Annotated in this window: 24 protein-coding genes and 1 pseudogene; 9 read left to right on the forward strand and 16 right to left on the reverse strand. The window is 58.7% G+C overall.

Annotated elements, in window-relative coordinates:
* The first annotated feature begins 18 nt into the window (after positions 1 to 18).
* The gene (locus ACRER8_RS13475) at positions 19 to 1125 is read left to right on the forward strand and encodes a dihydrolipoamide acetyltransferase family protein (protein ID WP_431746751.1); all 1107 of its coding nucleotides are present in this window, start codon (positions 19 to 21) and stop codon (positions 1123 to 1125) included.
* A 119-nt stretch (positions 1126 to 1244) separates the two neighbouring features.
* Here ACRER8_RS13475 and ACRER8_RS13480 read toward each other — a convergent pair whose 3' ends face one another.
* Positions 1245 to 1508 carry a YebG family protein gene (locus ACRER8_RS13480; RefSeq protein ID WP_431746752.1) on the reverse strand — a complete coding sequence of 88 codons (264 nt, stop codon included), beginning with the start codon at positions 1506 to 1508 and terminating at the stop codon, positions 1245 to 1247.
* Between the two features lie 255 nt (positions 1509 to 1763).
* Between ACRER8_RS13480 and ACRER8_RS13485 the strand changes: the two genes are divergently transcribed.
* Positions 1764 to 2252, forward strand: coding sequence for a phosphate-starvation-inducible protein PsiE (locus tag ACRER8_RS13485; protein WP_431746753.1), 489 nt, complete (start codon positions 1764 to 1766; stop codon positions 2250 to 2252).
* Between the two features lie 79 nt (positions 2253 to 2331).
* On the opposite strand, the gene ACRER8_RS13490 is transcribed toward ACRER8_RS13485, so the two are convergent.
* The 10 genes and pseudogenes from ACRER8_RS13490 to ACRER8_RS13535 form a co-directional block, all read right to left on the reverse strand.
* The gene (locus ACRER8_RS13490) at positions 2332 to 2730 is read right to left on the reverse strand and encodes a hypothetical protein (RefSeq protein ID WP_431746754.1); all 399 of its coding nucleotides are present in this window, start codon (positions 2728 to 2730) and stop codon (positions 2332 to 2334) included.
* Position 2731: 1 nt separating this feature from the next.
* Entirely contained in the window at positions 2732 to 3289 is a 558-nt protein-coding gene (locus tag ACRER8_RS13495; RefSeq protein ID WP_431746755.1) for an RHS repeat-associated core domain-containing protein, read from the reverse strand.
* Positions 3243 to 3899, reverse strand: a pseudogene (locus ACRER8_RS13500) (RHS repeat-associated core domain-containing protein); the annotation flags it as partial. The pseudogene ACRER8_RS13500 and the gene ACRER8_RS13495, both read right to left, overlap by 47 nt.
* A gap of 60 nt (positions 3900 to 3959) precedes the next feature.
* Entirely contained in the window at positions 3960 to 4607 is a 648-nt protein-coding gene (gene dhaL / locus ACRER8_RS13505) for a dihydroxyacetone kinase subunit DhaL (RefSeq protein ID WP_431746756.1), read from the reverse strand.
* A gap of 3 nt (positions 4608 to 4610) precedes the next feature.
* A complete protein-coding gene (locus ACRER8_RS13510; protein WP_431746757.1) occupies positions 4611 to 5612 on the reverse strand; it encodes a dihydroxyacetone kinase subunit DhaK in 1002 nt (333 codons plus the stop codon).
* Positions 5613 to 5656: 44 nt separating this feature from the next.
* Complete coding sequence (locus ACRER8_RS13515; protein WP_431746758.1) at positions 5657 to 6784, reverse strand: MDR/zinc-dependent alcohol dehydrogenase-like family protein; 1128 nt, start codon at positions 6782 to 6784, stop codon at positions 5657 to 5659.
* A gap of 29 nt (positions 6785 to 6813) precedes the next feature.
* Positions 6814 to 7572, reverse strand: a complete 759-nt coding sequence (locus ACRER8_RS13520; protein WP_431746759.1) for an SDR family oxidoreductase — start codon at positions 7570 to 7572, stop codon at positions 6814 to 6816.
* 62 nt (positions 7573 to 7634) lie between these two features.
* Complete coding sequence (locus ACRER8_RS13525; protein ID WP_431746760.1) at positions 7635 to 8636, reverse strand: substrate-binding domain-containing protein; 1002 nt, start codon at positions 8634 to 8636, stop codon at positions 7635 to 7637.
* A gap of 50 nt (positions 8637 to 8686) precedes the next feature.
* The gene (locus ACRER8_RS13530) at positions 8687 to 9667 is read right to left on the reverse strand and encodes an ABC transporter permease (RefSeq protein WP_431746761.1); all 981 of its coding nucleotides are present in this window, start codon (positions 9665 to 9667) and stop codon (positions 8687 to 8689) included.
* The gene (locus ACRER8_RS13535; protein WP_431746762.1) at positions 9664 to 11151 is read right to left on the reverse strand and encodes a sugar ABC transporter ATP-binding protein; all 1488 of its coding nucleotides are present in this window, start codon (positions 11149 to 11151) and stop codon (positions 9664 to 9666) included. The genes ACRER8_RS13530 and ACRER8_RS13535 overlap by 4 nt, the downstream gene beginning before the upstream one ends.
* Positions 11152 to 11461: 310 nt before the next feature.
* Here ACRER8_RS13535 and rpiB point away from each other — a divergent pair, with 310 nt between their 5' ends.
* Positions 11462 to 11920 (forward strand): ribose 5-phosphate isomerase B, encoded by a 459-nt coding sequence (gene rpiB, locus ACRER8_RS13540; RefSeq protein ID WP_431746763.1) that lies wholly within the window; start codon positions 11462 to 11464, stop codon positions 11918 to 11920.
* Between the two features lie 86 nt (positions 11921 to 12006).
* Entirely contained in the window at positions 12007 to 12996 is a 990-nt protein-coding gene (locus ACRER8_RS13545; protein WP_431746764.1) for a sugar-binding transcriptional regulator, read from the forward strand.
* Positions 12997 to 13071: 75 nt separating this feature from the next.
* Here the strand turns inward: ACRER8_RS13545 and ACRER8_RS13550 are convergent, their stop codons facing one another.
* Positions 13072 to 13401: a DUF3509 domain-containing protein gene (locus ACRER8_RS13550; protein ID WP_431746765.1), complete on the reverse strand. Its 330-nt coding sequence runs from the start codon at positions 13399 to 13401 to the stop codon at positions 13072 to 13074.
* A gap of 519 nt (positions 13402 to 13920) precedes the next feature.
* Positions 13921 to 14340: an HPF/RaiA family ribosome-associated protein gene (locus ACRER8_RS13555; protein ID WP_431746766.1), complete on the reverse strand. Its 420-nt coding sequence runs from the start codon at positions 14338 to 14340 to the stop codon at positions 13921 to 13923.
* Between the two features lie 366 nt (positions 14341 to 14706).
* Between ACRER8_RS13555 and ACRER8_RS13560 the strand changes: the two genes are divergently transcribed.
* Genes ACRER8_RS13560 through ACRER8_RS13570 form a run of 3 tightly spaced genes read left to right on the forward strand, consistent with a single transcriptional unit; the run spans position 14707 to position 17014 of the window.
* Positions 14707 to 15039: a DUF3649 domain-containing protein gene (locus tag ACRER8_RS13560; protein ID WP_431746767.1), complete on the forward strand. Its 333-nt coding sequence runs from the start codon at positions 14707 to 14709 to the stop codon at positions 15037 to 15039.
* The gene (locus tag ACRER8_RS13565) at positions 15036 to 16682 is read left to right on the forward strand and encodes a PepSY-associated TM helix domain-containing protein (RefSeq protein WP_431746768.1); all 1647 of its coding nucleotides are present in this window, start codon (positions 15036 to 15038) and stop codon (positions 16680 to 16682) included. The genes ACRER8_RS13560 and ACRER8_RS13565 overlap by 4 nt, the downstream gene beginning before the upstream one ends.
* Positions 16682 to 17014, forward strand: coding sequence for a DUF3325 domain-containing protein (locus ACRER8_RS13570; protein ID WP_431746769.1), 333 nt, complete (start codon positions 16682 to 16684; stop codon positions 17012 to 17014). Before ACRER8_RS13565 ends, ACRER8_RS13570 begins: the two co-directional genes overlap by 1 nt.
* A 178-nt stretch (positions 17015 to 17192) precedes the next feature.
* Here the strand turns inward: ACRER8_RS13570 and ACRER8_RS13575 are convergent, their stop codons facing one another.
* The gene (locus ACRER8_RS13575) at positions 17193 to 18065 is read right to left on the reverse strand and encodes a helix-turn-helix domain-containing protein (RefSeq protein ID WP_431746770.1); all 873 of its coding nucleotides are present in this window, start codon (positions 18063 to 18065) and stop codon (positions 17193 to 17195) included.
* 323 nt (positions 18066 to 18388) lie between these two features.
* On the opposite strand from ACRER8_RS13575, the gene ACRER8_RS13580 reads away from it, so the two are divergent.
* Positions 18389 to 19288 (forward strand): DMT family transporter, encoded by a 900-nt coding sequence (locus ACRER8_RS13580; protein ID WP_431746771.1) that lies wholly within the window; start codon positions 18389 to 18391, stop codon positions 19286 to 19288.
* A gap of 251 nt (positions 19289 to 19539) precedes the next feature.
* Here the strand turns inward: ACRER8_RS13580 and ACRER8_RS13585 are convergent, their stop codons facing one another.
* Both ACRER8_RS13585 and ACRER8_RS13590 read right to left on the reverse strand, forming a co-directional pair.
* Positions 19540 to 20514, reverse strand: a complete 975-nt coding sequence (locus tag ACRER8_RS13585; RefSeq protein WP_431746772.1) for a 2-hydroxyacid dehydrogenase — start codon at positions 20512 to 20514, stop codon at positions 19540 to 19542.
* 247 nt (positions 20515 to 20761) lie between these two features.
* Entirely contained in the window at positions 20762 to 21709 is a 948-nt protein-coding gene (locus ACRER8_RS13590) for a LysR family transcriptional regulator (protein ID WP_431746773.1), read from the reverse strand.
* Between the two features lie 182 nt (positions 21710 to 21891).
* On the opposite strand from ACRER8_RS13590, the gene ACRER8_RS13595 reads away from it, so the two are divergent.
* Positions 21892 to 23403: an efflux transporter outer membrane subunit gene (locus ACRER8_RS13595; protein WP_431746774.1), complete on the forward strand. Its 1512-nt coding sequence runs from the start codon at positions 21892 to 21894 to the stop codon at positions 23401 to 23403.
* The last annotated feature ends 59 nt before the right edge of the window (positions 23404 to 23462 follow it).

Consider the following 23462-nt stretch of genomic DNA (forward strand, 5'->3'; position numbering starts at 1 on the left):
CGGCCGAGGAGGCTTGCGATGAAATATTTCAAATTGCCCGATCTGGGCGAAGGGTTGCAGGAAGCGGAAATCGTCGAGTGGCATGTCAAGGCTGGCGATACGGTGAAGGCTGATCAACTGGTGGTGTCAGTGGAAACCGCCAAAGCCATCGTCGACATTCCCGCGCCGTATGATGGCGTGGTGGCCAAGGTTTATGGCAGCGATGGCGATATTCTGCATGTCGGCGAACCGCTGATGGCGTTCGAAGGGGAGGGCGACGCGGGAACAGTGGTCGGGCGCCTGGAGGGCGGGGGGAACAGTCAGGGCGATGAGTTCTTCGTTGGTGCCGCGCCCTCGACCCGTGAGCATATGTCGACTCGGGCGACGCCTGCGGTTCGGCAACTGGCGCGTCAATTGGGCGTTGAGCTCAACGCCCTCAGCGGCTCAGGCAGTGACGGGCTGATCACTCGCGCCGATGTGGAAAACGCCTCTCAGGCCGAGCGCGACAAGTTTGGCGGCGAAAAGCTACGTGGCGTGCGGCGCAGTATGGCGCTGAACATGGCCAAGTCCCACGCCGAGGTGGTCCCTGTGACGATCTTCGGCGACGCCGACCTGCATCGTTGGGGTTCGGCGCGCGATCCCTTGATCCGCCTCGGCAAAGCCATGGCGGCGGCCAGCAAAGTAGAGCCGGTGCTCAACAGCTGGTTCGACGGCAAGTCGCTGTCGATCAAGCAGCACGATAATCTCGACTTGGGAATTGCCGTGGACACGCCGGACGGCTTGTTCGTGCCAGTTCTGCGCGACGTTGGCAATCGTCAGTCGGTGGATTTGAAAGAGGGCATGAATCGCCTCCGGGCGGACGTCAAGGCACGCTCGATTCCGCCGCGGGAAATGATGGGCGCTACCATCACCCTGTCAAACTTCGGCACGCTGTTCGGGCGCTACGCCAACCCGGTGGTTGTGCCGCCGCAAGTGGCGATCATCGGAGCGGGTGGCATTCGCGAAGAGCCAGTGGCGATGGATGGTCAGGTCGTGGTGCACCCGATATTGCCGCTGTCACTGACCTTCGACCATCGCGCCGTGACAGGCGGCGAAGCGGCGCGGTTCTTCAAAGCACTGGTTGAGGAACTGGAAAAACCGGAATGACTGCAAGCGATGCGTATCTGTAGCAGCATGGCTTGCTGGCGTGGGCGTATTTGCAATTGAAACCGCCGGCAAGCCGGACTGCTACAGGTATGTGTTACCAAAACGTTGCGCTGTACGGCTTATTCTTCAGCCGTATCGCTGAGCAGTTCATTCAACGCATCGGGTTGGTTCTTGAACGCACGGGCGAAAACATCACGGTTTTTCGCCATGTAGATGCCAGCCTCTTCAACCTGTGCTTCGGACAGGGACGGTACGGCTTTGCTCAATACGCTGGACAGCAGCTCGGCGAGTTCGAGCATTTTGTCATGACGGTCAGCTTCGGCTTTATCCATGAACAAACGCTCCAGATCTCGGCTGCTGCGGTATACCACTTCGACGGCCATTTACCACCTCATATGCCTTCACGATAAATATCTTTAGCGGGTACTGTGTTTTTATACAGTGCGCAGCATAAGGGAATCGATGCTGCTTGGGTAGTGGCAATTCACACGCTTTTCAACGCCAGCGATCCGCCTTGCGACAATGGGTCACGTTCTCAACCATAGCCGATGGCCCCTTTAATGCTTGGCTCAAAGCGCAAGCAAAAGCGTCATACGCGCGCGGCATCATCCGTTCCGGGCCATTCAAGGAAGTACATCGTGAAAATCAACTGGGCCGAGTCCCTCCGTCAGCACGTACACAGCTGTGCCGAGTCGCTGGGTAATCTGTTCGTCGAGACCTTCCACTACCTGGCACTGTTCGCCATCGGCGCCGTCACCGCCTGGGCTGCGGTCATGGCATTTCTGGGCATGCTGGATAAGGGGCATATCGCGGTCGACGACATCCTGCTGTTGTTCATCTATCTGGAATTGGGCGCGATGGTGGGGATCTACTTCAAGACCAACCACATGCCGGTACGCTTCCTCATCTATGTCGCAATCACCGCGCTGACGCGCCTGCTTATCTCCGACGTCTCGCACCACGCCCCACCGGATCTGGGCGTCGTGTACCTCAGCGGTGCAATTCTTCTGCTGGCCTTCGCGATCCTGGTGGTGCGGTATGCGTCGTCGCAGTTTCCGTCGGTGAAGGTGCCAGATCCTCATGGGAAGACCAAGGGGGCGGTGATTGAGGAGAAGGGGGAGATTTGATTTAAGGGCGAGGGCTCACCCATGTTGTATGGGTGAGTTGCTCCTACTTTTTGACTCTAGAGCCTAGAAACTCGATGAATCAGATTTTTTTGGATTTCCAGATTCTGGTAGCTGCTGTGAAGGAAAGTCCCTTGAAGTAAATGGCTAAATTGTTCACGTCCTCCCATGAGTAGACCCGGTTTGAACTGAAGATAGACGAGCCGTCTTGATTCGAAATCTCCAAAAAATAATGGTCTTTCTCATAGTCTCCTGCTCCATCGTTCTTCAATGCATAGCGCGCGGGACGAATTGTAAGAACGCAGTCGTCCACAAGATAAACAGTTTTTTCAAGCTCTGCGACGTCTTCATTCCAAGGGTTTTTTTCCGACGTCGGAGAAACTTGACCGTCGGTTTGTAGGACGCTGTACCAATATGGCTGCACATTGTCCTTTAGCGCTTTTTCTAAATTCGAACTTGAACGTATGGCTATTTTTTTCATATCAGTAGTCTAGATGAAGATTTGATGTGATTCCCCTGTCGACATTCCAGGCGTTCACGTGAGGCCCGGCGCCTAGCTGAGGGTGGCCGGGTGAGTCATCTCTCCAACCCGATGTATCGGACTGGTTTTTCATTCCGATTTTGCCTTGGGAATTCCTCCATGAAGGTGGTCCCCCGCGAAACTCTGATTTTGTGATCGGAAGGGGTTTTGAGCCTAAACCCCCAGCGATCTCTGAGGCAGCCTGTCGTGCAGCACGTCGATTTGGCATCTTATATCTGTTTTCACCGGCTGCAATTCCGCCGTGTCTGTTGATAATCGACTCAGCATGAGCTTGGGCTTTTGTATCTCTGAAACAGGGCTTCCAACCCCACGGATCCACCCACCCGACCGGATTCGGCGCGTACTGGTAGAGGTTGATCCCTCCCGCCAACCCTATCGGATCAGGCGTCGTGAACCTTCCCACATCCGGATCATAGAACCTGAAGGTGTTGTAGTGCAGTCCGGTCTCGCGATCGCCCGTAAGGGTCGTAGCTGAACTGCACCTGCCGATTATGGACATCGATTCGCCGCCGTACTTGCCCTCGCGCGTCGTATCGATAGGCAGTGGTGTGGCCCGCAGGATCGGTATAACCCGTGAGCGCTCTGCTGACGTCCCGCTGATAGTGCTCCACTCGTCCGTCAGGCCATTCGCTGCTCAGCAGCCGACCCTGGACGTCGTAACGATAAACCGTGCGCTCACCCAGTGCATTGGTGATGCTCTGCAGATTGCCACGTCGGTCGTAACTGAACGCCGTCCGGTAGCCGGAACAGTCGATGTGCTGGATGAGCTGCCCGAAGTCATTCCAGCAAAGCTTTTTGCTCTTGCCAGCGGCATCGACGATCTCGATCACCTGACCGCGTTCGTCGTAGCGGTACTGAGTGACATACCCCAGCGGGTCGGCCTCGTGGGTGCAGTTGCCGCGAGCGTTGTAGCGATATTGCCAGCTGTGGCCTGCTGCGTCGGTTTCCACGCGAGGCAGCGACCAGTGCTCCAGCCACAACGTCGAGTCGATCCGGCTCAGCGGATCCTCAGTCGCACTCAGGTTGCCGGCGTCGTCATAACTGTATTGCCACTGCCCGCCATTTGGATCAACGGCACTGAGCAACTGACGTTCGTCGTTCCAGGAAAACTAACGCCTTACAAAATGCACATGCCCCGTCCTGAAGGGGCATTTTCACTGACCAGCGCCTTACTCCAGCAGTCTTGGTTCAACCGAATCCGCCAGTCGCGTCAGAATCAGGCAACACGACACAGCCCCCGCATCCAGCACTCCCACCGATCGTTCGCCCAGGCGACTGGCGCGGCCGATTTTCGCTATCAGGTCTTTCGTCGAATCGCGGCCCTTGGCTGCGGCTGCTTTCACCTGCGCCAGCAGTTCATCAAACGACTCGCCCTCGCGAGCAGCATTTTCAGCCGCTTCGACAGCGGGAATCAGTGTGTCCATCAGGCACTTATCGCCCACGCCTGCGTCGGTGATGTCCTGCAACGATGTCAGACCACCTCGCAACAGCCTGGCGAATTGCGCTGCATCGATTGTCTGTGTGTCGCGCACTTCGTTGGCCATGCCGATGAACAGGCTGCCGTAGAGCGGACCCATCGAACCGCCAATGCCTTCCATCAGGCTCAGGGTCAGCTCGTCGAGCGCTTCAGCCAGACTCAGTCGTTTGCCTTCGATGGTTCGTCCACAGAGGGCGAAACCCTTGGCCATATTGATGCCGTGGTCACCATCGCCAATGGCGCCGTCCACTTCGCTGAGGTATTCGCGGTTAGCGACGATCACGCTGACCAGGTCGCCGACAATGGCGCTGCCATCAGCGCTGGAAAAATGCTGGCTCATGATTTACTCCGTCTGGGTCATGCCGATGGACTGGCAGGGTTGATCGATCAGGGTCTTCAGTTCGTCATCCAGCCCTAACAGGGTCAAAGTCACGCCCATCATTTCCAGCGACGTGAAGTAGTTTCCGACGTAGCAGCGATGAATTTTCAGGCCTTTGTCGGTAAGAAGGCGCTCCACTTCGGCGTAAAGAATGTACAGCTCCATGACTGGTGTCGCACCAAGGCCCGAGACCAGTACCACAACGCTGTCGTCCTGATTGAAATCGCGGTCGGCAAGAATCGGCTTGAGCATGCGTTCGGCCATCGCCGCGGCTGGCTCGATGGCGACCACCTCAATACCAGGCTCGCCATGGTGGCCGATTCCCAGCTCCATCTGTCCGTCGGGGATCTGGAAGTTCGGTTTGCCGACGGCGGCGATGGTGCATGGCGTCAAGCCGACTCCGATGGAGCGGCAGTTATCCACAGCCTTCTGCGCGACGCGGATCACGCCGCTCAGGTCATAACCCTGCATCGCTGCCGCACCGCCGATTTTCCACATGAAAATTTCGCCCGCGACGCCGCGGCGTTTGGCGATGTCTTCGCGAGGGGCGGAGGCCACATCGTCATTGGCGACGACCGTGCGAACCTCGAGGTCTTTGCTGGCAGCCATTTTCATCGCCAGCTTCACGTTCATGTTGTCGCCAGCGTAGTTGCCGTACAGACAGGCGATGCCTGCGCCCTGGTCGGCAGCGCGAAACGCATCGAAGAAGCTTTTGGCAGTGGGGGAGGAGAAGATTTCGCCGACCGCCACGGCATCGACCAGGCCTGGCCCGACGTAACCGAGAAATGCCGGCTCATGTCCTGAACCACCGCCAGTGACAATGCCGACCTGACCTGCGCTTGATGCCTTGGCCTTGGTGATCACCCGTGGGTTGCTTTCGTACTGACGCAATTGTGGATGGGCGACGAGGATGCCGCGCAGCATGTCCTCGACCACCAGATCCGCATCGTTTATCACTCGATTCATGACGCGTTTTCCTTGTTCTTTTTCTTGTTCAGTCGGCGTATCGATCAGGGCTCAAGCACCACTTTCAGGGAGCGATCGCCACGTTCCATGACCGCGAAGGCTTCTTTGAAATCGGCCAGTGCGAATTTGTGCGTGACCACATCGCGCATGTCAATCTTGCGATTGCCGATGAAGTCGATTGCCCGTGGATACATGTATGGCCCAAGGTGCGAACCGAGCACGTCCAGTTCCTTGCGGTCGCCGATGATCGACCAGTCCACCGTGGCTTCATCGTTGAATACGCTGAATTCGACGAAGCGGCCCAGCTTGCGCAGCATCGCCAGGCCCTGGTTCACCGCCTTGTGATGACCGGTGGCCTCTATATATATGTCGCAGCCATAGCCTTCCGTGATGTCGCGGATCTTCTGCAACACGTCTTCCTGCGCCGGATTCCACACTTCGTCGGCACCCATACGCAGGGCAAGCTCGGCGCGTTCGGGTTTCATATCCAGCACAATCAGGCGTTTTGGATTGCGCAGGCGAACTGCGCCGATAATCCCCAGGCCCAAGGTGCCAGCGCCCGCCACTACCACAATGTCATCCAGCCCGACATCGGCGCGGTCGGCGGCATGCAGTGAGCAGGCCAGGGGCTCGATCAGGATTGCTTCGTCGGGCGCGATCTCGTCCGGCACTTTGTGCACGATGCCTTCCTTGGTGAAGATCATGTACTGCGCCATTGCGCCTTGAACGTTGTTCTGGAAGCCGTACAAGTCGTGCTTCTGGCACATCCAGTACTGGCCATGGTTGCAAAAGCGGCAACCCCAGCACGGCACGATCTGTTCGGAAATCACCCGGTCGCCGACTTTGACGCCACGTTTCTCGGCGCCTGGGCCCAGCGCGACGACGCGACAGACGAACTCATGGCCGGGAATCATCGGCGGTTTGACGTAGCGCGGTTGTTCAGCGTCGCCCCAGAACGAAGGGGCGCCGCGGTAGGTCTTGATGTCGCCCATGCAGATGCCGCACAGCTCAACCTTGGTCAGGATTTCCTCAGGGCCGGGCGTCGGCACCGCGACTTCCTCCAGCCGGTAATCTTCAGGGCCATGGCAGACCACGGCCTGCATGGTCGCCGGGATGACCGGGTTGAGGTGGTCGCTGGACGTTGTAGCGCTACGTTCGATAACGGCGGACATGGAAGACCTCACAAAAAAAGGATGTTGTGTCACTGAATGCTGTAGCCGCCATCGATCACCACATTTTCGCCGGTGACCATTTGTGCGGCGCCACTGAGCAGGTACAGCACCAGCCCGGCGACTTCTTCCGGCTGGGCGAAGCGACCTACAGGGATTTGTTTCTTCGCCTGTTCGCCGCGCTCGCCGGCCCAGGCTTTCTTGCCCAGCGCGGTTTCGACGACGGTCGGCGATACGGCGTTGACGGTGATGCCATGTGCTGCCCATTCCATGGCTAGAACTTTGGTCATGCCCACCACCGCAGCCTTGCTTGCGCAGTAGGCCACGTGCTGGTCGAGGCCGACGATGGCGGCTTGCGAGGCCAGGTTCACGATGCGTCCCTGGCCTTGCTCGATCATATGCCGGGCGCAGGCCTGAGCGACGAAGAAGCTGGCCTTGAGGTTGATATCCAGGGTGCTGTCCCAGGCGTCTTCACTCACATTCAGTGCTTTATCGAGGAACACCACGCCAGCGCTGTTGATCAGGCAGTCGATGCGACCAAAGCGGGCCGCGATGCTGTCTATGGCGTTTTGTACCTGGTCGAGCTGGCGCAAATCGGCGACTACCCCGACGTGTTCACTGCCCAGGCTTGCGGCCACGGATTCCACCGCCGGGTCACGATCGAGCAGAGCCACTCGCGCGCCGCATTCGGCGAGCAAGGTGGCGCAAGCCAGGCCAATCCCGGCGCCGCCACCGGTGATCACGGCGCAACGTCCGCTGAAGTTGAAAGCGCGGTTGATGAATCCGGACATGGCTTGGCTCCTGACATGGCGGGCCATGACGGCCCGCGCGGGTTGTGAATGGTTGACGAGTATCAGTTGGCTGCACTGACCTGCTGGTACAACGCGTCGGCATTGCTGTTGAGCACGGGCACCCAAGGCAGGATGTACAGCTGATCCTTGCCGTCGGCCCATTTGACGTCCTTGGCGTAGCGTTCCCAGATCGTGGAACGCGGCTTGTAATCAGCGCCGATGAGCTTTTTCAAGGCCACGTCGAGGGCACCTTGAGATTGCGCCTGCGCGTCCTGAAGGAAGGTTGTGACTTCGCCTTTCTTCGCGGCCTGGATGGCGTCGGGCATGCCGTCGATTGAGGTGATCGGCACGTCGTTTGGAGACAGTCCGCGGGATTTCACCGCTTGCAATGCACCTAGGGCCATGTCGTCGTTTTGCGCGATGATGCCGGAGATACCGCCGTTGGGGTGCGCGTTCAGCCAGTCTTCGGTCAGGGTCATGGCCTCAGCTCTGGACCAGTTGGCGGTTTTCATTTCGATGACTTTGATGTCCGGGTTTTTCTTGAGGATTTCCATTTCGCCTTTTTCGCGATCGATCTGTGCCGATTGACCGATTGGCCCCTGGATGATCACTACATTGCCCTTGCCGCCGATCTTGTCGACCATCGCCTGAGCTTGCAGGCGGCCGCCTTCCACATCGTCGTTGCCGACATAAGGCACTTTGTCGCTAGCGACCTTGGTATTGGAAGCGATCACCAGAACGCCTTCCTCTTGAGCGCGCAGTACGGTACCGACGCTGGCATTGGTGTCGATCGGCACGAAAATGATCGCGTCGTAGTGCTGGGCCATCATGGTTTCGATCTGGTTGTTCTGGGTCATGGCATCGTAGTTACCGTCGAACACGGTGAGCTTCACGGTACCGTCCACAACCGCCGGATGCTTCTCGATTTCGCGCTTCCAGTTCTGCATGAACTGGCCTTTGAGGCCGTAGACAGCGGCGCCGATCTTGTAGGTCTGCGCCTGGGCAATGCCACTGGCGAGAGCGGATAGCGCCAGCGCAGCGAGTAATGTTTTGCCTGCTTTCATGAAAGAACTCCTTATTGTTGTAATCGTTCTGTTGCAGTGGATGTCAGGGGTTAACGTTTTCTTTTGCGCCAGACGTCGATCAGTACCGCGAGGACGATAATCAGACCCTTGGCTACTTGCTGGTAATAAGAGGAGACGCCGAGCAGGTTCAGGCCGTTGTTGATCACGCCGATCAACAGGGCGCCGAACAGCGTGCCGACGATGCTGCCGGTGCCGCCGGAGAGGCTGGTGCCACCGATGACCACGGCCGCGATGGCGTCGAGTTCGTAGGACATGCCCGCTTGTGGCAGTGCCGAGGTGGTTCGGGCTGAGAGCACTACACCTGCCAGGCCTGCAAGCAATCCGGACACGACGTACACGGAGAACATCACTTTTCGTACGCCGATGCCGGAGGTGCGCGCGCTTTTCTCGTTTCCGCCCACGGCGTACACGTAGCGTCCGTAAGTGGTGTAACGCAGGACCATCCAGAAGATCAGCGCGACCACGGCGAAGATCACGATGGGGATGCCGACCGGACCGAACTTGCCGATGCCCAGTGTCAGATAGGCCTCTGGCAGGTTGGTGACCGGGCTGCCGTCGTTGAGAATGAAGGTCATGCCTCGCGCAATGCTGAGCATGCCGAGGGTCGCCACGAACGGCGGAATGGACAGGTTGGCGACCATGAAGCCGTTGACCACGCCGAGCATCGCGCCGGCGAACATCCCGGCGCTGACTGCCGCGAGCAGGCCGTAGCCTTGTGTTGCGACCAGCGCGCTGCACAGTCCGGCGAAGGCCAGGATCGAGCCGACCGAAAGGTCGATGCCCTTGGTCAGGATCACGTAGGTCATGCCCACGGCGAGAATCCCGTTGATCGAGGTCTGGCGCAGGATGTCCATCCAGTTGCGCCAGGTCATGAAGTACTCGCTGGCGAATGCCATGACGATGCACAGCAGGATAAATACCAGTGGCAGGCCGAAGCGGTCGAGTGTCAGACGCAGCCGATGCCGTGGCACTGAGGTTGTAAGCGGGGCGGATAAGGTCTTGGTGTTCATGAGGCGAGACTCAACAAGGCTTCCTGGGAAAGAGCGGTGTCAGTACTGATGGTGACCAGACGGCCACCCTTGAACACCGCGATGCGATCACTCAGATGCAGCAATTCCGGGGCTTCGGAGGAAACGACGATGGCGGCCCCGCCGGCGCGCACGAACTCGTCGAGCAGGTGATAGATCTCCTGCTTGGCGCCTTCATCGATCCCACGTGTGGGTTCATCGCAAAGCAGGCAGATCGGTTGGGTCGACAGGCATTTGGCGAGCACCACCTTTTGCTGATTGCCGCCGCTCATCGATTCGACCGGCAGATTCACGGAGGCGGTCTTGATGTGCAGCCGCTTGACCATCTGCTGCGCGAGTTCGTTTTCCTTGCGCGCACTGATCAGCGACCAACTGGACAGGCTCTTGTAGGCGGAGAGGGCGATGTTGGCCATGACGCTGCCGTTGAGCACCAGACCGCTTTCCTTGCGGTCTTCGGTAACCAGTGACATGCCGGCGGCAATGGTCGAGGCCGGAACGCCAGTGGGCAGGGGTTTTCCCTTGAGCATCACGCTGCCGGAATCGGGCAAGGTCAGGCCATAGATGCAGTTGAGAAATTCGCTGCGACCGGAGCCCATCAGGCCGTAGATGCCAAGGATTTCACCTGGCCGGACTTGCAGGCTGATGTCTTGAAATTCGCCGTCGCGACTCAGGCCCTCGACGCTCAGACACGTTTCCTTCCGGCATTCGCGCCCGATCTTGTGATCGATGCTTTGCAGCTCCTGACCGACGATGCCACGTACCAGGTGCGCGCGGTCGATGTCCGCCATGCGCCCGCTTTCGACGAACGCGCCGTCGCGAAAGATGGTGTATTCGTCGGCGATCTGCGCAAGTTCGCTCAGGCGATGGGACACGTAAACGATTCCGGCGCCGCGTGCGGTCAGGCGACGAATCGCCTTGAACAGCGTCTCGGCCTCGCGTTCGCCGATGGCTGAAGTCGGTTCATCCATGATCATCACCTCGCAGTCATGACTGAATGCCTTGGCGATTTCCACCAACTGGATCTGCGCCACGCTCAGGCGATGCATCGGGCTTTCGGCATCGACTTCGAATTCCAGTTCTTCGAGCAGGGCTCGGGTGCGGCGGTTGAGTTCTTTGTAATCGACGATGCAGCCCGCGCGGCGCGGCTCTCGGCCCAGCCAGATATTTTCGGCAACGGTCATGAAGGGGATGGGTTCGAGTTCCTGCGTGATCATCGCGATCCCGGCGGCCAAGGCATCGCTCGGACGATTGAAGTGCACAGGTTGGCCATTCAGAAAAATATCGCCGGCATCTCGTTGAGTGATCCCCATGAGGATGCCGAGAAACGTCGACTTGCCTGCGCCGTTGCCACCGCACAAGGCGTGGACGCTGCCGGCGCGCAGAGAAAGACGCCCATCGCGCAGTGCAGGAATGCCGGCATAGGCCTTGGCGACATGTTCAGCCTGGAGCAGTAATGGCGGGGCCATTGGCGTGTCCTCGTGCTGTGAATTCTTATTAGGGTTCGCAGATGTCATCGACTGATCGCTCCGCAAAGTGAGCATATGTTTATCAAATGAAATTCTGATCAGTCAACTCGTTTTATTTCAGTTTCTTCAAAAGCCGCATTCTTGAGCCTTTTACAGACGATTTTGCGTCTGTAATAACATTTTTCTTGAATCGCTATCAGGATGTGGCTTGACAGAAAGGGCTAATTCGCTGCGAAATAACTGAGAATATTTTCATGCAGTGATCATTTGATCGATTCTGCGATTTTTTCGGCAGCGGAGTGAAAACGCCATGAACGCACCTTTTTCGGTGGCCATCGGATGTGATGAAGCGGGGCTGGAGCTCAAGGAGTTGTTGAAACGGCACATTCAGTCGCTGGGTCATCCGGTCGAGGATTTCGGCACTCATTCGATGGAGCCGGTGCTGTATCCGGACATTGCACTGGCGGTGGCCACCGCCATCAGCGAGGGGCACCATCGTCTGGGGGTGCTGGTTTGCGGAACGGGGATAGGCATGGCGATTTCGGCCAACAAAGTGCTGGGCATTCGCGCGGCGCAGGCCCACGACACCTATTCGGCAGAGCGCGCACGCAAAAGCAACGATGCGCAAATTCTGTCCATCGGTGCGAGGGTCATCGGGCCTGAGTTGGCCAAGAGCGTGGTCAATTCGTTTCTGCAGTCCGAATTCGAGTCGGCGCGCTCTGGCGCGAAGGTCGAGCGCATCAGTGCCATCGAGCGCGACAACCATTAATTACGTCGCGCGAGCGTCGTGGCTGGACGCCGGCAGCAAGGTATAGCGAGAATGGGCCTTTGAAGTTGAAGCGGAAGCCAGTTCACATGAGTGACAGTACTCAAGCCGGGGTCAGCGACATCGATCTGATGACCGACGTCGCCATGCTCTATTACCTCGAGAACGTCACGCAGGAAGCCATTGCCAAGCGCTTCGATCTGTCACGGGCGAAGGTCAGTCGTCTGCTCAAGCGCGCCCGGGACGAAGGCATTGTCGAGGTTCGGGTTCTGCAGCACCCGACCATGAACAATGAGTTGGAGCAGGCCCTGGTTCAGCGCTTCAAGCTCGACCGCGCGCTGATCGCAGTCGACCACAGCGACCCGGACACTCAGCGTTCGGCGGTCGCCAGTCTGGTCGCCAACTACCTGAACAAGACCCTCAGCGACGGTATGATCGTCGCGGTCGGCATGGGGCGGAACGTAGGCGCTGTAGCAGACAACGTATTTCTGCCGGTCAGTAGGAACTGCACGTTCGTGTGTGCCATCGGCGGCTCGTTGAAGGCGGGTGAATACATGAATCCGGATCACATCTGCCGTCGCCTGGCGATGCGTTTCGGCGCCGAAAGCGAAACCCTTTACGCCCCCGCGCTGGTCGCGAATCCGGAATTGCGCAGCGTGTTGATCAGCAACGATACCGTACGCTCGACGCTGGATCGCGCCCGTCGCGCCGACATCGCCTTAATCGGCATCGGGGACATGAGCGAAAACAGCAATATGGTGCGCATGGGTTGGTTTTCGCCACAAGAGATTGCTCAGGCGCGGCTGTCCGGCACTGTTGGCGACATGATGGGCTACGACTTCATCGACATTCACGGCCAGCCGGCGATCACCGCAATGCAAGGCCGCATCATCGGTTTGAATGTGCAGGAGCTGGTGCGGATTCCGGATGTGGTGGCGATTGCCAGTGAGAACACCAAAGCGGCGGCGACATTGGGGGCGTTGCGCTCGGGCGTGATCAACACGCTGGCAACGACAGTCACCAATGCGCATACGATCCTGGCGTTGGACGATGCCACACGCAAGACGTCGGTCGGCTAAAGAAAGGAAGAGCGAAATGGGAGGCGATTCATCGAGTCGCCTCCGTCAGGTTCGCGTCATGCTGCGCAGATCCGGTCAAATACCCACATTCAACTGAGGGCGGTTGAGAAAATGATTGCGCGCCGGTGGAGGTGACAATCGTTTGAGATCGCCATCGGTCATGGCGGCGAGAATCTTGATCGCGCTGTGCCCTTGCTCGATGGCGATACCGAATTGCACGCTCTCGATCAAGCGGCGCAGGCGCTTGGGTGAATTACGTTGCTCTGGGCTGATCAAGCGTTTTGCGACCACACCTGACTCGTTGGAAAGAGTCAGCATGATGGTTCCATCGAGGCCTTGGATACTCAAATTGACCCGGTAGTCTGGGTGAAAAGCATCAGTGATCTGTTGAAAAGGATTTTCCATGGCCTATTACCTGATTATCGATCTGCATAAATTGACTTGGGGTTAGTCCCTTTAGTTCTGGACGCGGGATCAACGGTAGAAAACATTTCGCCAAAAAGCTGCTTATCGCCGGGATATGAGTGCAGATTGAGCACGGGTCGTTGATACGCATCCGGGTTGACGGTTAGCTGCCCGGGGAGCCAGTCGGACAAGGGTTGGAGGCTCGACGCAGTGGGGCTTGCATGGTTTGGGCCATCCAGGACGGCGGGCGCTGCGGAGCGGGAATAAATGCATTCAGCGAATGAACAGGCTACGGATTTGCCTTCTTAATTAAAGACTTAATAGTAGCCATGTGCCGCTTCACGTGCACTTGAGCACTAATAGCGTGCTCGACGCTTGGTTTGTGTGCATGGGCCATGGATATGACAGATTCGCTAAAGCTGCTTTGCCAATAACATTTCCGTTTGCCCATAAAAAGGGCGGGCCCTGTCTCCACAGGCCCGCCCTTCATTGTTGGATCGATGTGTTCATGCCATCGGTTTAACCGTGCAAGGCTTCATCTTTCTCCAGAAATTCTTCTTGCAGCAGCGCATCCGGGTTTTCCGAATCCGTGCCCGAGCCGCTATCAGTCGACGTCACACCTGCGCGTTTGCTGCGTAACTTGCCGAACAGGTGCTCAAGGGCGTGATCGAGCTTTACGGCGGCACCTTCCACCGCCTGATCCAGCGATTCGGCCTTGTGCGTCACGGAAATGGGTTGATGTCCTTTGGGCCGGGCTTCCATCTGGCAGCGGATGTCATGGGGGCCGGGCTTATCGCCGTTCTCGTCGCGGATATGGACTTCGATGCGGGTGAGATCTTCTTCGTAGCGGTCGAGCGTGCTTTCAACGGTGGTTCGTACCCACTCCTCCAGTCGGATGCTGCTTTCGATGTGGTTATCGCTATTGACCTGGATTTGCATAGTTCTTCCCTTACTTTGGCTTGCTCGGGAGAGTCTCGACGACACTTGATTTTCGTCTGCCCTCAATCACAGTGTTGGCGCCGATGAAGAAACAATTCAACCCCTTGCGTGAGAGAAAATATTTCTGTGGGGAACGGAACCTTCACGGACGACTGATTCATCGAGGGATTCCGTCAGACTCTTTTGCATATGAGAATATTTATCATTAATATTGCGTTCTTTTACGCGCATGCAGGAAACGCTACTGGTCTGCACGCCTGATTTCAGGATTATCACGTCGATGCGGATTCATCGCTGCAAGAACCTAGAGTCCTGTTTTTTCGCCGGAGTTCACGCTTGATGGAAGCTCAATCGTTGCGCGCATCTATGCCCGAAACGCGCCCAAAGCTCGTTAAAAAAGGTGCGGCGCGCGCCAGCGAGAGTTCCATTCGTTGGCGTCTGGCGGTGGCCTCTCGCGTGATAGCAGCGTTGATTGGCGGATATCTGCTGACGGCGCTGTCGAGCATTTGTCTTGCCCAATTTCTGCCGCTGGCCCGGGCCGAAGCGGTGGTGCTGAGTATGACGCTTTCATTTTTGGTGTATCTGCTTGCCGTACTGTGGTGTTTCGCTTGCCGTACGGCATGGCGCGCCTGGTTGGGTGTTTTGCTGCCCAGCGCGGTGCTCGGAGCGGCATACGCCAGCGCGCGGTGGCTATTGTGAAAGAGGGATTGCGGCAGGCGATGGCCTGGTTGCATACCTGGGTCGGATTGATTTTTGGCTGGCTGCTGTTCGCGATTTTCCTGACCGGCACGCTTTCGTACTTCAAGAACGAAATCACTCACTGGATGCAGCCGGAAATCGTTCCCCACGAAGTCACCGCTGCCGACAGCGTTAATCGCGCACAGCGCTGGCTGCAAGAAAACGCTGCCGATGCGAAACGCTGGTTCATCACGCTGCCGGACGAGCGCTCGCCGGAACTGGGTGTGAGCTGGACAAACGCCAAAGGTCGCTTTGAAGAGAAATCTCTGGACTCCCTCAGCGGCACTCCGGTGCAGGCGCGGGAAAGCATGGGGGGCGAGTTTTTCTATCGCTTCCATTTCCAGTTGCAGATGCCCTATCCCTGGGGCCGCTGGCTAGCGTCGCTGGCGGCGATGGCGATGTTGGTCGCACTGGTCAGCGGGATCATCACCCACAAGAAGATCTTCAAGGAATTCTTTACCTTCCGCCCACGCAAGGGCCAGCGCACCTGGCTCGATGGACATAACGCGGTAGCGGTTCTGGTGTTGCCGTTTCACCTGATGATCACTTACAGCAGTTTGGTGATCTTCATGACCATGATCATGCCGCTGAGCATCCTCACGACCTACGGCAAGGACACCCAAGGGTTTTTCAACGACCTGTTCCCGGCGTTCAAGACTGTTCCGCCAGCCACACAAACCGCACCCCTGGCGCCGGTTGCGTCAATGTTCGAGATTGCCGCGGACAAATGGCCAGGCAGCCGAATCGGGCTGATCACGGTGAACAATCCTGGCAGCGCCAATGCCACGGTGAGCTTGAGCCGTCACGGCGGCGATCACATCCCCCACGAACCCGGCACGGTGCTGGTGTTCGATGGCGTCAGCGGCGCGCTCAAGGACCAAAGCACCATGAGCGCTGCATCGCTGACGCTGGCCGGGGGGCTTTACGGGTTGCACATGGGGCATTTCGCCGGGCCGGTGTTGCGTTGGTTGTATTTCCTCGCGGGTATTGGCGGCACGGCGATGATCGGCACCGGGCTGGTGATCTGGCTGAGCAAGCGCAAGCTCAAGTATGCCAAGGGCGGGGTTCTGCCGTTCGAGCTGCGTCTGGTGGAGATGCTTAACGTCGCCAGCATGTCAGGGTTGATGCTGGCGGTGGTGAGCTTCTTCTGGGCCAATCGGCTGTTGCCGGTGGATCTTGCCGGACGCAGCGACTGGGAGGTGCGGACGTTTTTCTGCGTATGGGGATTGGCCTCGCTGCATGCCCTTGTGTGCGTGGCATTGCGCAACGGACGCAGCGCGTGGCGCGAACAGCTGATGCTGGCTGCGGTGCTGTATTGCGCGTTGCCGGTGCTGGATATGCTCACGGCGGGCGGCTATTTCCGGGCTTCGCTGAAGCAGGGACACATGACCTTGGCAGCGCTGGATTTGACGGCGTTGATCACGGGGATTTTCCTGGCGTGGGGGGCGATGAGGTTTCGTGGTGACGGCAAGGTCGCGATCGCCAGCGAGGGCAGGCCTGCACGATCGAGTCGTGAACAAGGTCGCAGCCAGCCTCAGAAGAGCAGGCCCTCGCTTGCTCGCGATAGCGTCAATGCAGATTCCGTAGTGCAGGAGGCCAACTGATGCTGCTGGTCACTTTGCTTTGCTACATCGGTTTCACCGCGCTGTGCCTGTCCATGAGCCGTCACTACGGCGATCTCTTTGGCGGGTCGCTGTCCATCATTCGCGGCACGGTTTTGAAGCTTTCGGGCTGGACCGCACTGCTGCTGTCGCTCTGGATTGCGCTGGTTTCACAGGGTCTGGGTCAGGCTCTGGTGCAGTGGTTCGCCGCGTTGATGGGCAGTGCGGTGTCGTTGGTTTTCGTGATGTCGTATCGGCCAGGGCTGGCCCTGTCGTTGGCGGGCGCCGGGATATTGCTCGCCCCAATCGCCGCCTGCATTCAACTGCTGGCTTGAGTGCGAAAACGCTGAAGGTTTGAGGGGCCGCGCATCACTTCTGTGAGAGCGAAGCCATCCGCGGAACATACTCCAGGCGATAGGGGAGCGTCGGGATGTATTGCCGCATCACGAATGAATTCGCTCCCACCGGGAAAGTGGTATTACCGGAGTATCGAGGCCTGCTCGTCAGCCGAGTTTACTGAAACGCCAACCGATACTCGCCAGCCGTAGCCCCCATCACCTGCTTGAAACGATGGCTGAAATGGCTTGCGCTGGCGAATCCGCAGTCCAGCGCAATCTCGCTGAAGGCCATCCGCGTGCCACGCAACAATTGCCGGGCGCGATTCATGCGGCGGGCCAGCAGGTATTGATGGGGCGGCAAGCCGAAGCTTTCGCGAAACATCCGCGCAAAGTGGTATTCGGACAGCGCGCACATATCGGCCAGTTGCCCCAGGCTCAGTGGCTCGGCCAGATTCAGCTCGATGAACTCCACCAGGCGCCGACGTAGATGCGGCGCTAGTCCGCCTTTCAAACGCAGACCGTCGCGCAGCCCGACCTGCCTCAGGACCATATGATCGAGCAGTTCATGGGCCAGGCTGCTGGTCTGCAGACGCTCACCGGGTTCGCTCCAGTTCATGCGGATCAGTCGCTGGAAGCGTTCGGCTTGTAGCGGATCGTCGATGAAAGTGTTCTCTTGCAGCATCATTTCCCGAGGCTCGCGGTCCAGCAGCGTGACGCAGTTGAGCGCGAATTGTTCGGGGCTGATGTAGAGATGGGCCAGCCGCAGGTCACCATTGACCACCCACGACGACTGATGCCCGGCGGGGAGCACGCAGAGCTTGTCCGGCGCGCCCTTTCTGCCGGGTTGGTCGCGACGATAGGTTTCGAACCCGCCGGAGATGTAACAGGACAACGTGTGATGGCTTGGCGCGTGATAGTCCTGCGCGTCATGGCGGTTGTTCCACAAGGCTGCGACCACACCGTCACCCAGGGATGCACTCTGCTCCAGCCGCGCGTGGGGCGAGCTGTTCAGGGACTGAAAAACCTGGATGGATTCAAGTGACGACATGGTGGCTCTCAGGGAACTTGGGGCGGTCCTGGTTCCGGACGCAGAAAACAGACCTGTGGAAGTGAGCTTGGCCGGGACCGCCATCGGGCGAACGTGCCAGTACATTCACAGCAAATCTAGCGCCTGAACGTCAGTCTTCGTGAGCAAGCTCACGCCCCAGTGGGGCAGGCGTTGCGAGAACGCGGTTTCAGGAGCGTCTTCAATGCCTCGCATCCTACTCCGTAGCGCTCCCGCTGCCAGCGGCCTGACGATCAAATGCGCAAGTTTTTGCAAGTGAGGTTCAGGTCCGGCCCTCAAACTGAAACCTCAATGAGGAGCCTGCCATGAACATCTCGCTGTATCTGCTGACCGTTCTGATCTGGGGCACCACCTGGATTGCCCTGAAACTGCAACTGGGCGAGGTGGCGATTGCGGTATCGATCGTCTACCGCTTCGGTCTGGCGGCGCTGATTCTGTTCGCCATGCTACTGATCAGCGGCAGGCTGCAGAAGGTCAATCGGCGTGGGCAGTTGATCTGCCTGGCCCAGGGCGTGTGCCTGTTCTGTGTCAACTTCATGTGCTTTCTGCACGCCAGCCAATGGATCCCCAGTGGCCTGGTCGCCGTGGTGTTTTCGACTTCGACCTTGTGGAACGCACTCAATGCACGGGTGTTCCTCAAGCAGAAGATTGCCCGCAATGTATTGACCGGCGGCGCCTTGGGTCTGGTGGGGCTGGGCTGTCTTTTCTGGCCGGAGTTGTCCGGGCACAGCGCCAGTCGCGAAACCCTGATTGGTCTTGGGCTGGCGCTGCTCGGTACGCTGTGTTTCTCGGCAGGCAACATGCTCTCCAGCCTGCAACAGAAAGCCGGCTTGCGACCGCTGACCACCAATGCTTACGGGATGCTGTATGGCGCGGCGATGCTGTGCGTCTACTGCCTGATCAGCGGCACGCCATTCGCTTTCGAATGCAATGCGCGTTACATCGGCTCGTTGCTGTATCTGGTGATCCCGGGTTCGGTGATCGGTTTCACCGCTTACCTGACTTTGGTCGGACGCATGGGGCCGGAGCGAGCGGCCTATTGCACGGTGCTATTTCCGGTGGTGGCCCTTAATGTCTCGGCATACGCCGAAGGCTACCAATGGACCCTGCCCGCATTGATGGGCCTGGTACTGGTGATGGCGGGGAATGTGCTGGTGTTCAGGAAGCCAAAGGTGCTGGTGCCGGTGGCGGGGAAGTTAGCGTAAAACAGGATCGTGCCGCGCTCTGCATGGGTACGTAGTCTGACGCTCCGCCTCAGCTGCCAGACGCAGAGCGTTTGGAGAGGCATTCCCCACGGTGACCGTGGGAACGATCAAGCAAACCTGTGGGAGCGGATTCATTCTGGGCGACACTCCGACGAGGGGCCGGTACAGACGCTAGATAGCCTGCGAATGTACAGACGTCATCGCGAATGAATTCGCTCCCACAGTTGGCTCTGGATTGACTTGGAAAGACTTCAGCCCTTCCACACCTGCTGATTCACCAGATCCTGCGGCTTCTTGCCCAACAACGCTGCGCGCAAGTTGGTGTAGGCACGATCGGCCATTGCCTGGCGAGTTTCGTGAGTGGCGGAGCCGATATGCGGCAAGGTCACGGCGTTGTTCAACTGGAACAACGGTGATTCAGCCAGCGGCTCTTTTTCGTATACGTCCAGGCCCGCACCACGAATGGTGCCGTTCTGTAGCGCTTCGATCAGGGCCGGTTCATCGACGATCGGGCCGCGGGCGATGTTCACCAGAATGGCGCTTTTCTTCATCAGCGACAGCTCGCGGGTGCTGATCAGGTGCGTGGTCTTTTCGCTCAGTGGAACCACCAGGCACACGAAATCCGACTCGGCCAGCAGTTGATCCAGGGTGCGGAATTGCGCGCCCAGTTCTTGCTCGATGGCAGTCTTGCGACTGTTGCCGCTGTACAGGATCGGCATGTTGAAGCCCAGACGGCCGCGACGCGCCACCGCCGCGCCGATGTTGCCCATGCCGACGATACCTAGGGTCTTGCCGTAGACATCGGTGCCGAAGTGCGCCGCTTCGATGCTGCGAGTCCACTTGCCGGCCTTGGTGTAGGCGTCCAGCTCGGCGACGCGGCGGGCACTGCTCATGATCAGCGAAAAGCCCAGGTCGGCGGTGCTTTCAGTCAGCACGTCCGGGGTGTTGGTAAGCATGATGCCGCGTTCGCTGAGATAGCCGACGTCGTAGTTGTCGTAGCCGACCGAGATGCTTGAGACCACTTCCAGCTGTGTGGCGCTTTCCAGTTGCTCGCGGCCAAGCTTGCGCCCGGCGCCGATCATGCCGTGGGTATGTGGCAGGGCTTCGTTGAACTGCTCGTTCAGATCACCTTTTTTCGGGTCCGGGATGATCACGTTGAAATCTTGCTGCAGGCGCTCGGCCATTTCCGGGGACACGCGGCTGAAGGCAAGGACGGTCTTTTTCATCGGATAGCTTCTCTGGGGCTGTTCAAATGGACGACGCGTAGCACGCTAACATTCTTGTCGGCAGATTGGCAGAGGGCACAGGGGAGTAGAGCCGGACGTAATCCCTGTGGGCGCCAATTCATTCGCGAAAAATCTATCAGGCCAGGCAGATGTGTCGTCTGCACCGATTCGCGAATGAATTCGCTCCCACGGCGGAAATTGTGTTCCGTCAAAGAACATGCGGGTCGCGGTCATGCCCTTTCAGGTTTTACACCGTCTCCGGCAACGCATGGGTCTGTAGATCCGCCTCATGGGCCGCCATGATTTCCGGCAACGAGCCGCGCAGGTATTCGACCCAGGTCTTGATCTTGGCATCCAGGTACTGACGCGACGGGTAGATGGCGTACAGGTTCAGTTCGTGCGAGCGGTACTGCGGCAGCACGCGAACCAGCGAACCGTTGCGCAGCCCTTCGATGGCCGAGTAGATCGGCAGAATCCCGATGCCCATGCCACTGCTGATCGCCGCTTTCATGGCGTCTGCGGAATTGACCAGGAACGGTGAGCTGGCAATGGTCACGGTCTCCTGGCCTTCGGGACCGTCGAACGCCCACTTCTCCAGCGGAAACACCGGGCTGACCAGGCGCAGACAGGCGTGATTGAGCAAATCGGCCGGTTTGTGGGCCATGCCGAACGCTTTGATATAGGCGGGCGACGCGCAAACTATGCTGTAAGTGATGCCCAGCCGCTGTGACACGAAGCCTGAATCCGGCAGCTCGCTGGCCAGCACGATGGAGACGTCGTAGCCCTCTTCGAGCAGGTCCGGTACCCGGTTAGTCATGGTCAGATCGAACGACACGTCCGGATGATTGCGCCGATAACGGGCAATGGCATCGATCACGTAATGCTGACCGACGCCCGTCATCGAGTGCACTTTCAGTTGTCCGGCGGGTCGCGCGTGAGCGTCGCTGGCTTCGGCTTCGGCTTCCTCGACATAGCCCAGAATCTGCTCGCAACGCAGCAGATAGCGCTTACCCGCTTCAGTCAGGGCGATGCGTCGTGTGGTTCGGTTGAGGAGTCGGGTTTGCAAGTGTGCTTCAAGATTGGAGACTGCGCGCGAAACGTTAGCGGTGGTGGTATCCAGCTGAGCCGCAGCAGCGGTGAAGCTGCCCGCTTGTGCCACGCAACTGAAGGCGCGCATGTTTTGCAGAGTGTCCATTGGCCGTTCTCTGGTGAGATAGCAAATTGTGACATGAAGTTGCTGATCCATGTCAGCCATACCAAAGGATTATCTTCCGTTCGGTAACAAAGATTCACACAAGCCCCGGCTTATCGCCGAAACAGGCGCGCCCTAGAATCGCGGCTCGATTGGTTTGCTCCTTAATTCAGGTAATTGCAGCTGTGCCGCGTCGCATCGTCAGAGGGCTCAAGCCCCTCAGTGTCTGGGCTTTAACGTTACTCATCAGCGGCTGCATCGGAACCGGCGGAATTGCCCCTCAAGGCACCTCGTTGTCGCCAGACACGCTGGCGACCGACGACGCTATCAAAGAAGCTGCCAAAGACGCCCATTGGCCGGACGGTCAATGGTGGCGCGCCTATGGCGATGATCAGCTCAACCACTGGATCGAACTCGCCGCCCTTGGCAGCCCGAGTCTGGCGATTGCCGCCGCCCGCGTACGTCAGGCCAAGGCCATGGCGGGTATCGCCGAGTCGGCCGAATCGCTGCACATCAATGGCGACAGCACGCTCAAGCGCCACAACTGGCCGACCGACCAGTTCTATGGCCCCGGCGAGCTGTCCAACACCAGCACCTGGGACAACAATGCCTCCCTCGGCCTGAGCTATTCCCTCGACCTCTGGAGTCGGGAAAGCAACAACGCCGAGCAGTCGCTGGACATGGCGCACATGAGCGCCGCCGAAGAGCGCCAGGCGCAGCTGGAGTTGCAGGACAACATCGTTCGCGCCTACATCCAGTTGTCTCTCAACTACGCCCGGCGCGACATTGCCGAAGCGACCCTGGCCCAGCAACAGCAGATTCTCGATCTGGCCCAGCGGCGTCTGAAGGGCGGCATCGGCACGCACTTTGAAGTCAGCCAGGCGCAAACGCCGCTGCCGGAAACCCATCGACAGATCGACTCGCTGGACGAAGCCATTGCCTTGAGTCGCAACCAGATTGCCGCGCTGGCAGGCAAAGGGCCGGGCGAGGGCGCGAGCCTGCAGCGTCCGACCCTGTCGTTGAAAACCGCACTGAGTTTGCCTTCCGCATTGCCTGCGCAGCTGCTTGGGCAGCGGCCTGATGTGGTCGCCAGTCGCTGGCGCGTTGCCGCCCAGGCCCGTGGTATCGATGTCGCCCATGCCGGTTTCTACCCCAATGTCGACCTGATGGGCAGCCTCGGTTACATGGCCACCGGTGGCGGAATGCTGGAGTTTCTGACTGGCAAGAAATTCAACTACAGCGTCGGCCCGGCGATCAGCCTGCCGATCTTCGATGGCGGGCGTTTGCGCTCGGAGCTTGGCGTGGCATCGGCCGGTTATGACGCGGCGGTGGCGCAGTACAACCAGACGCTGGTGACGGCGTTGAAGAGTATTTCCGATCAGTTAATCCGTCGTGAATCGATGAACAAGCAGCAGGTGTTCGCCGATCAGTCGGTGGCAGCGGCGCAGAAAACCTATGACATCGCCATGGTCGCCTATCAGCGCGGCCTGACCGACTACCTGAACGTGTTGAACGCGCAGACCCTGCTGTTTCATCAGCAACAGGTGCAGCAGCAAGTCCAGGCCGCACGCCTGGCCGTGCATGCCGAGCTGGTGGTGGCGTTGGGCGGTGGCCTGATGGCGGGCAATGATTCCCCTGCATCGGATAAAACCGCAGCGCCGAAAACCCCGGCCTCGTTGGCGATATTTGATCGATGAGCCAGATGGATATTCGTCGTCAATACGGGCCAGTTCGCGGGCAAGCGCGCGCCTGCAAC

The sequence above is a fragment of the Pseudomonas sp. genome, assembly GCF_050739935.1.
Classification (GTDB): domain Bacteria; phylum Pseudomonadota; class Gammaproteobacteria; order Pseudomonadales; family Pseudomonadaceae; genus Aquipseudomonas.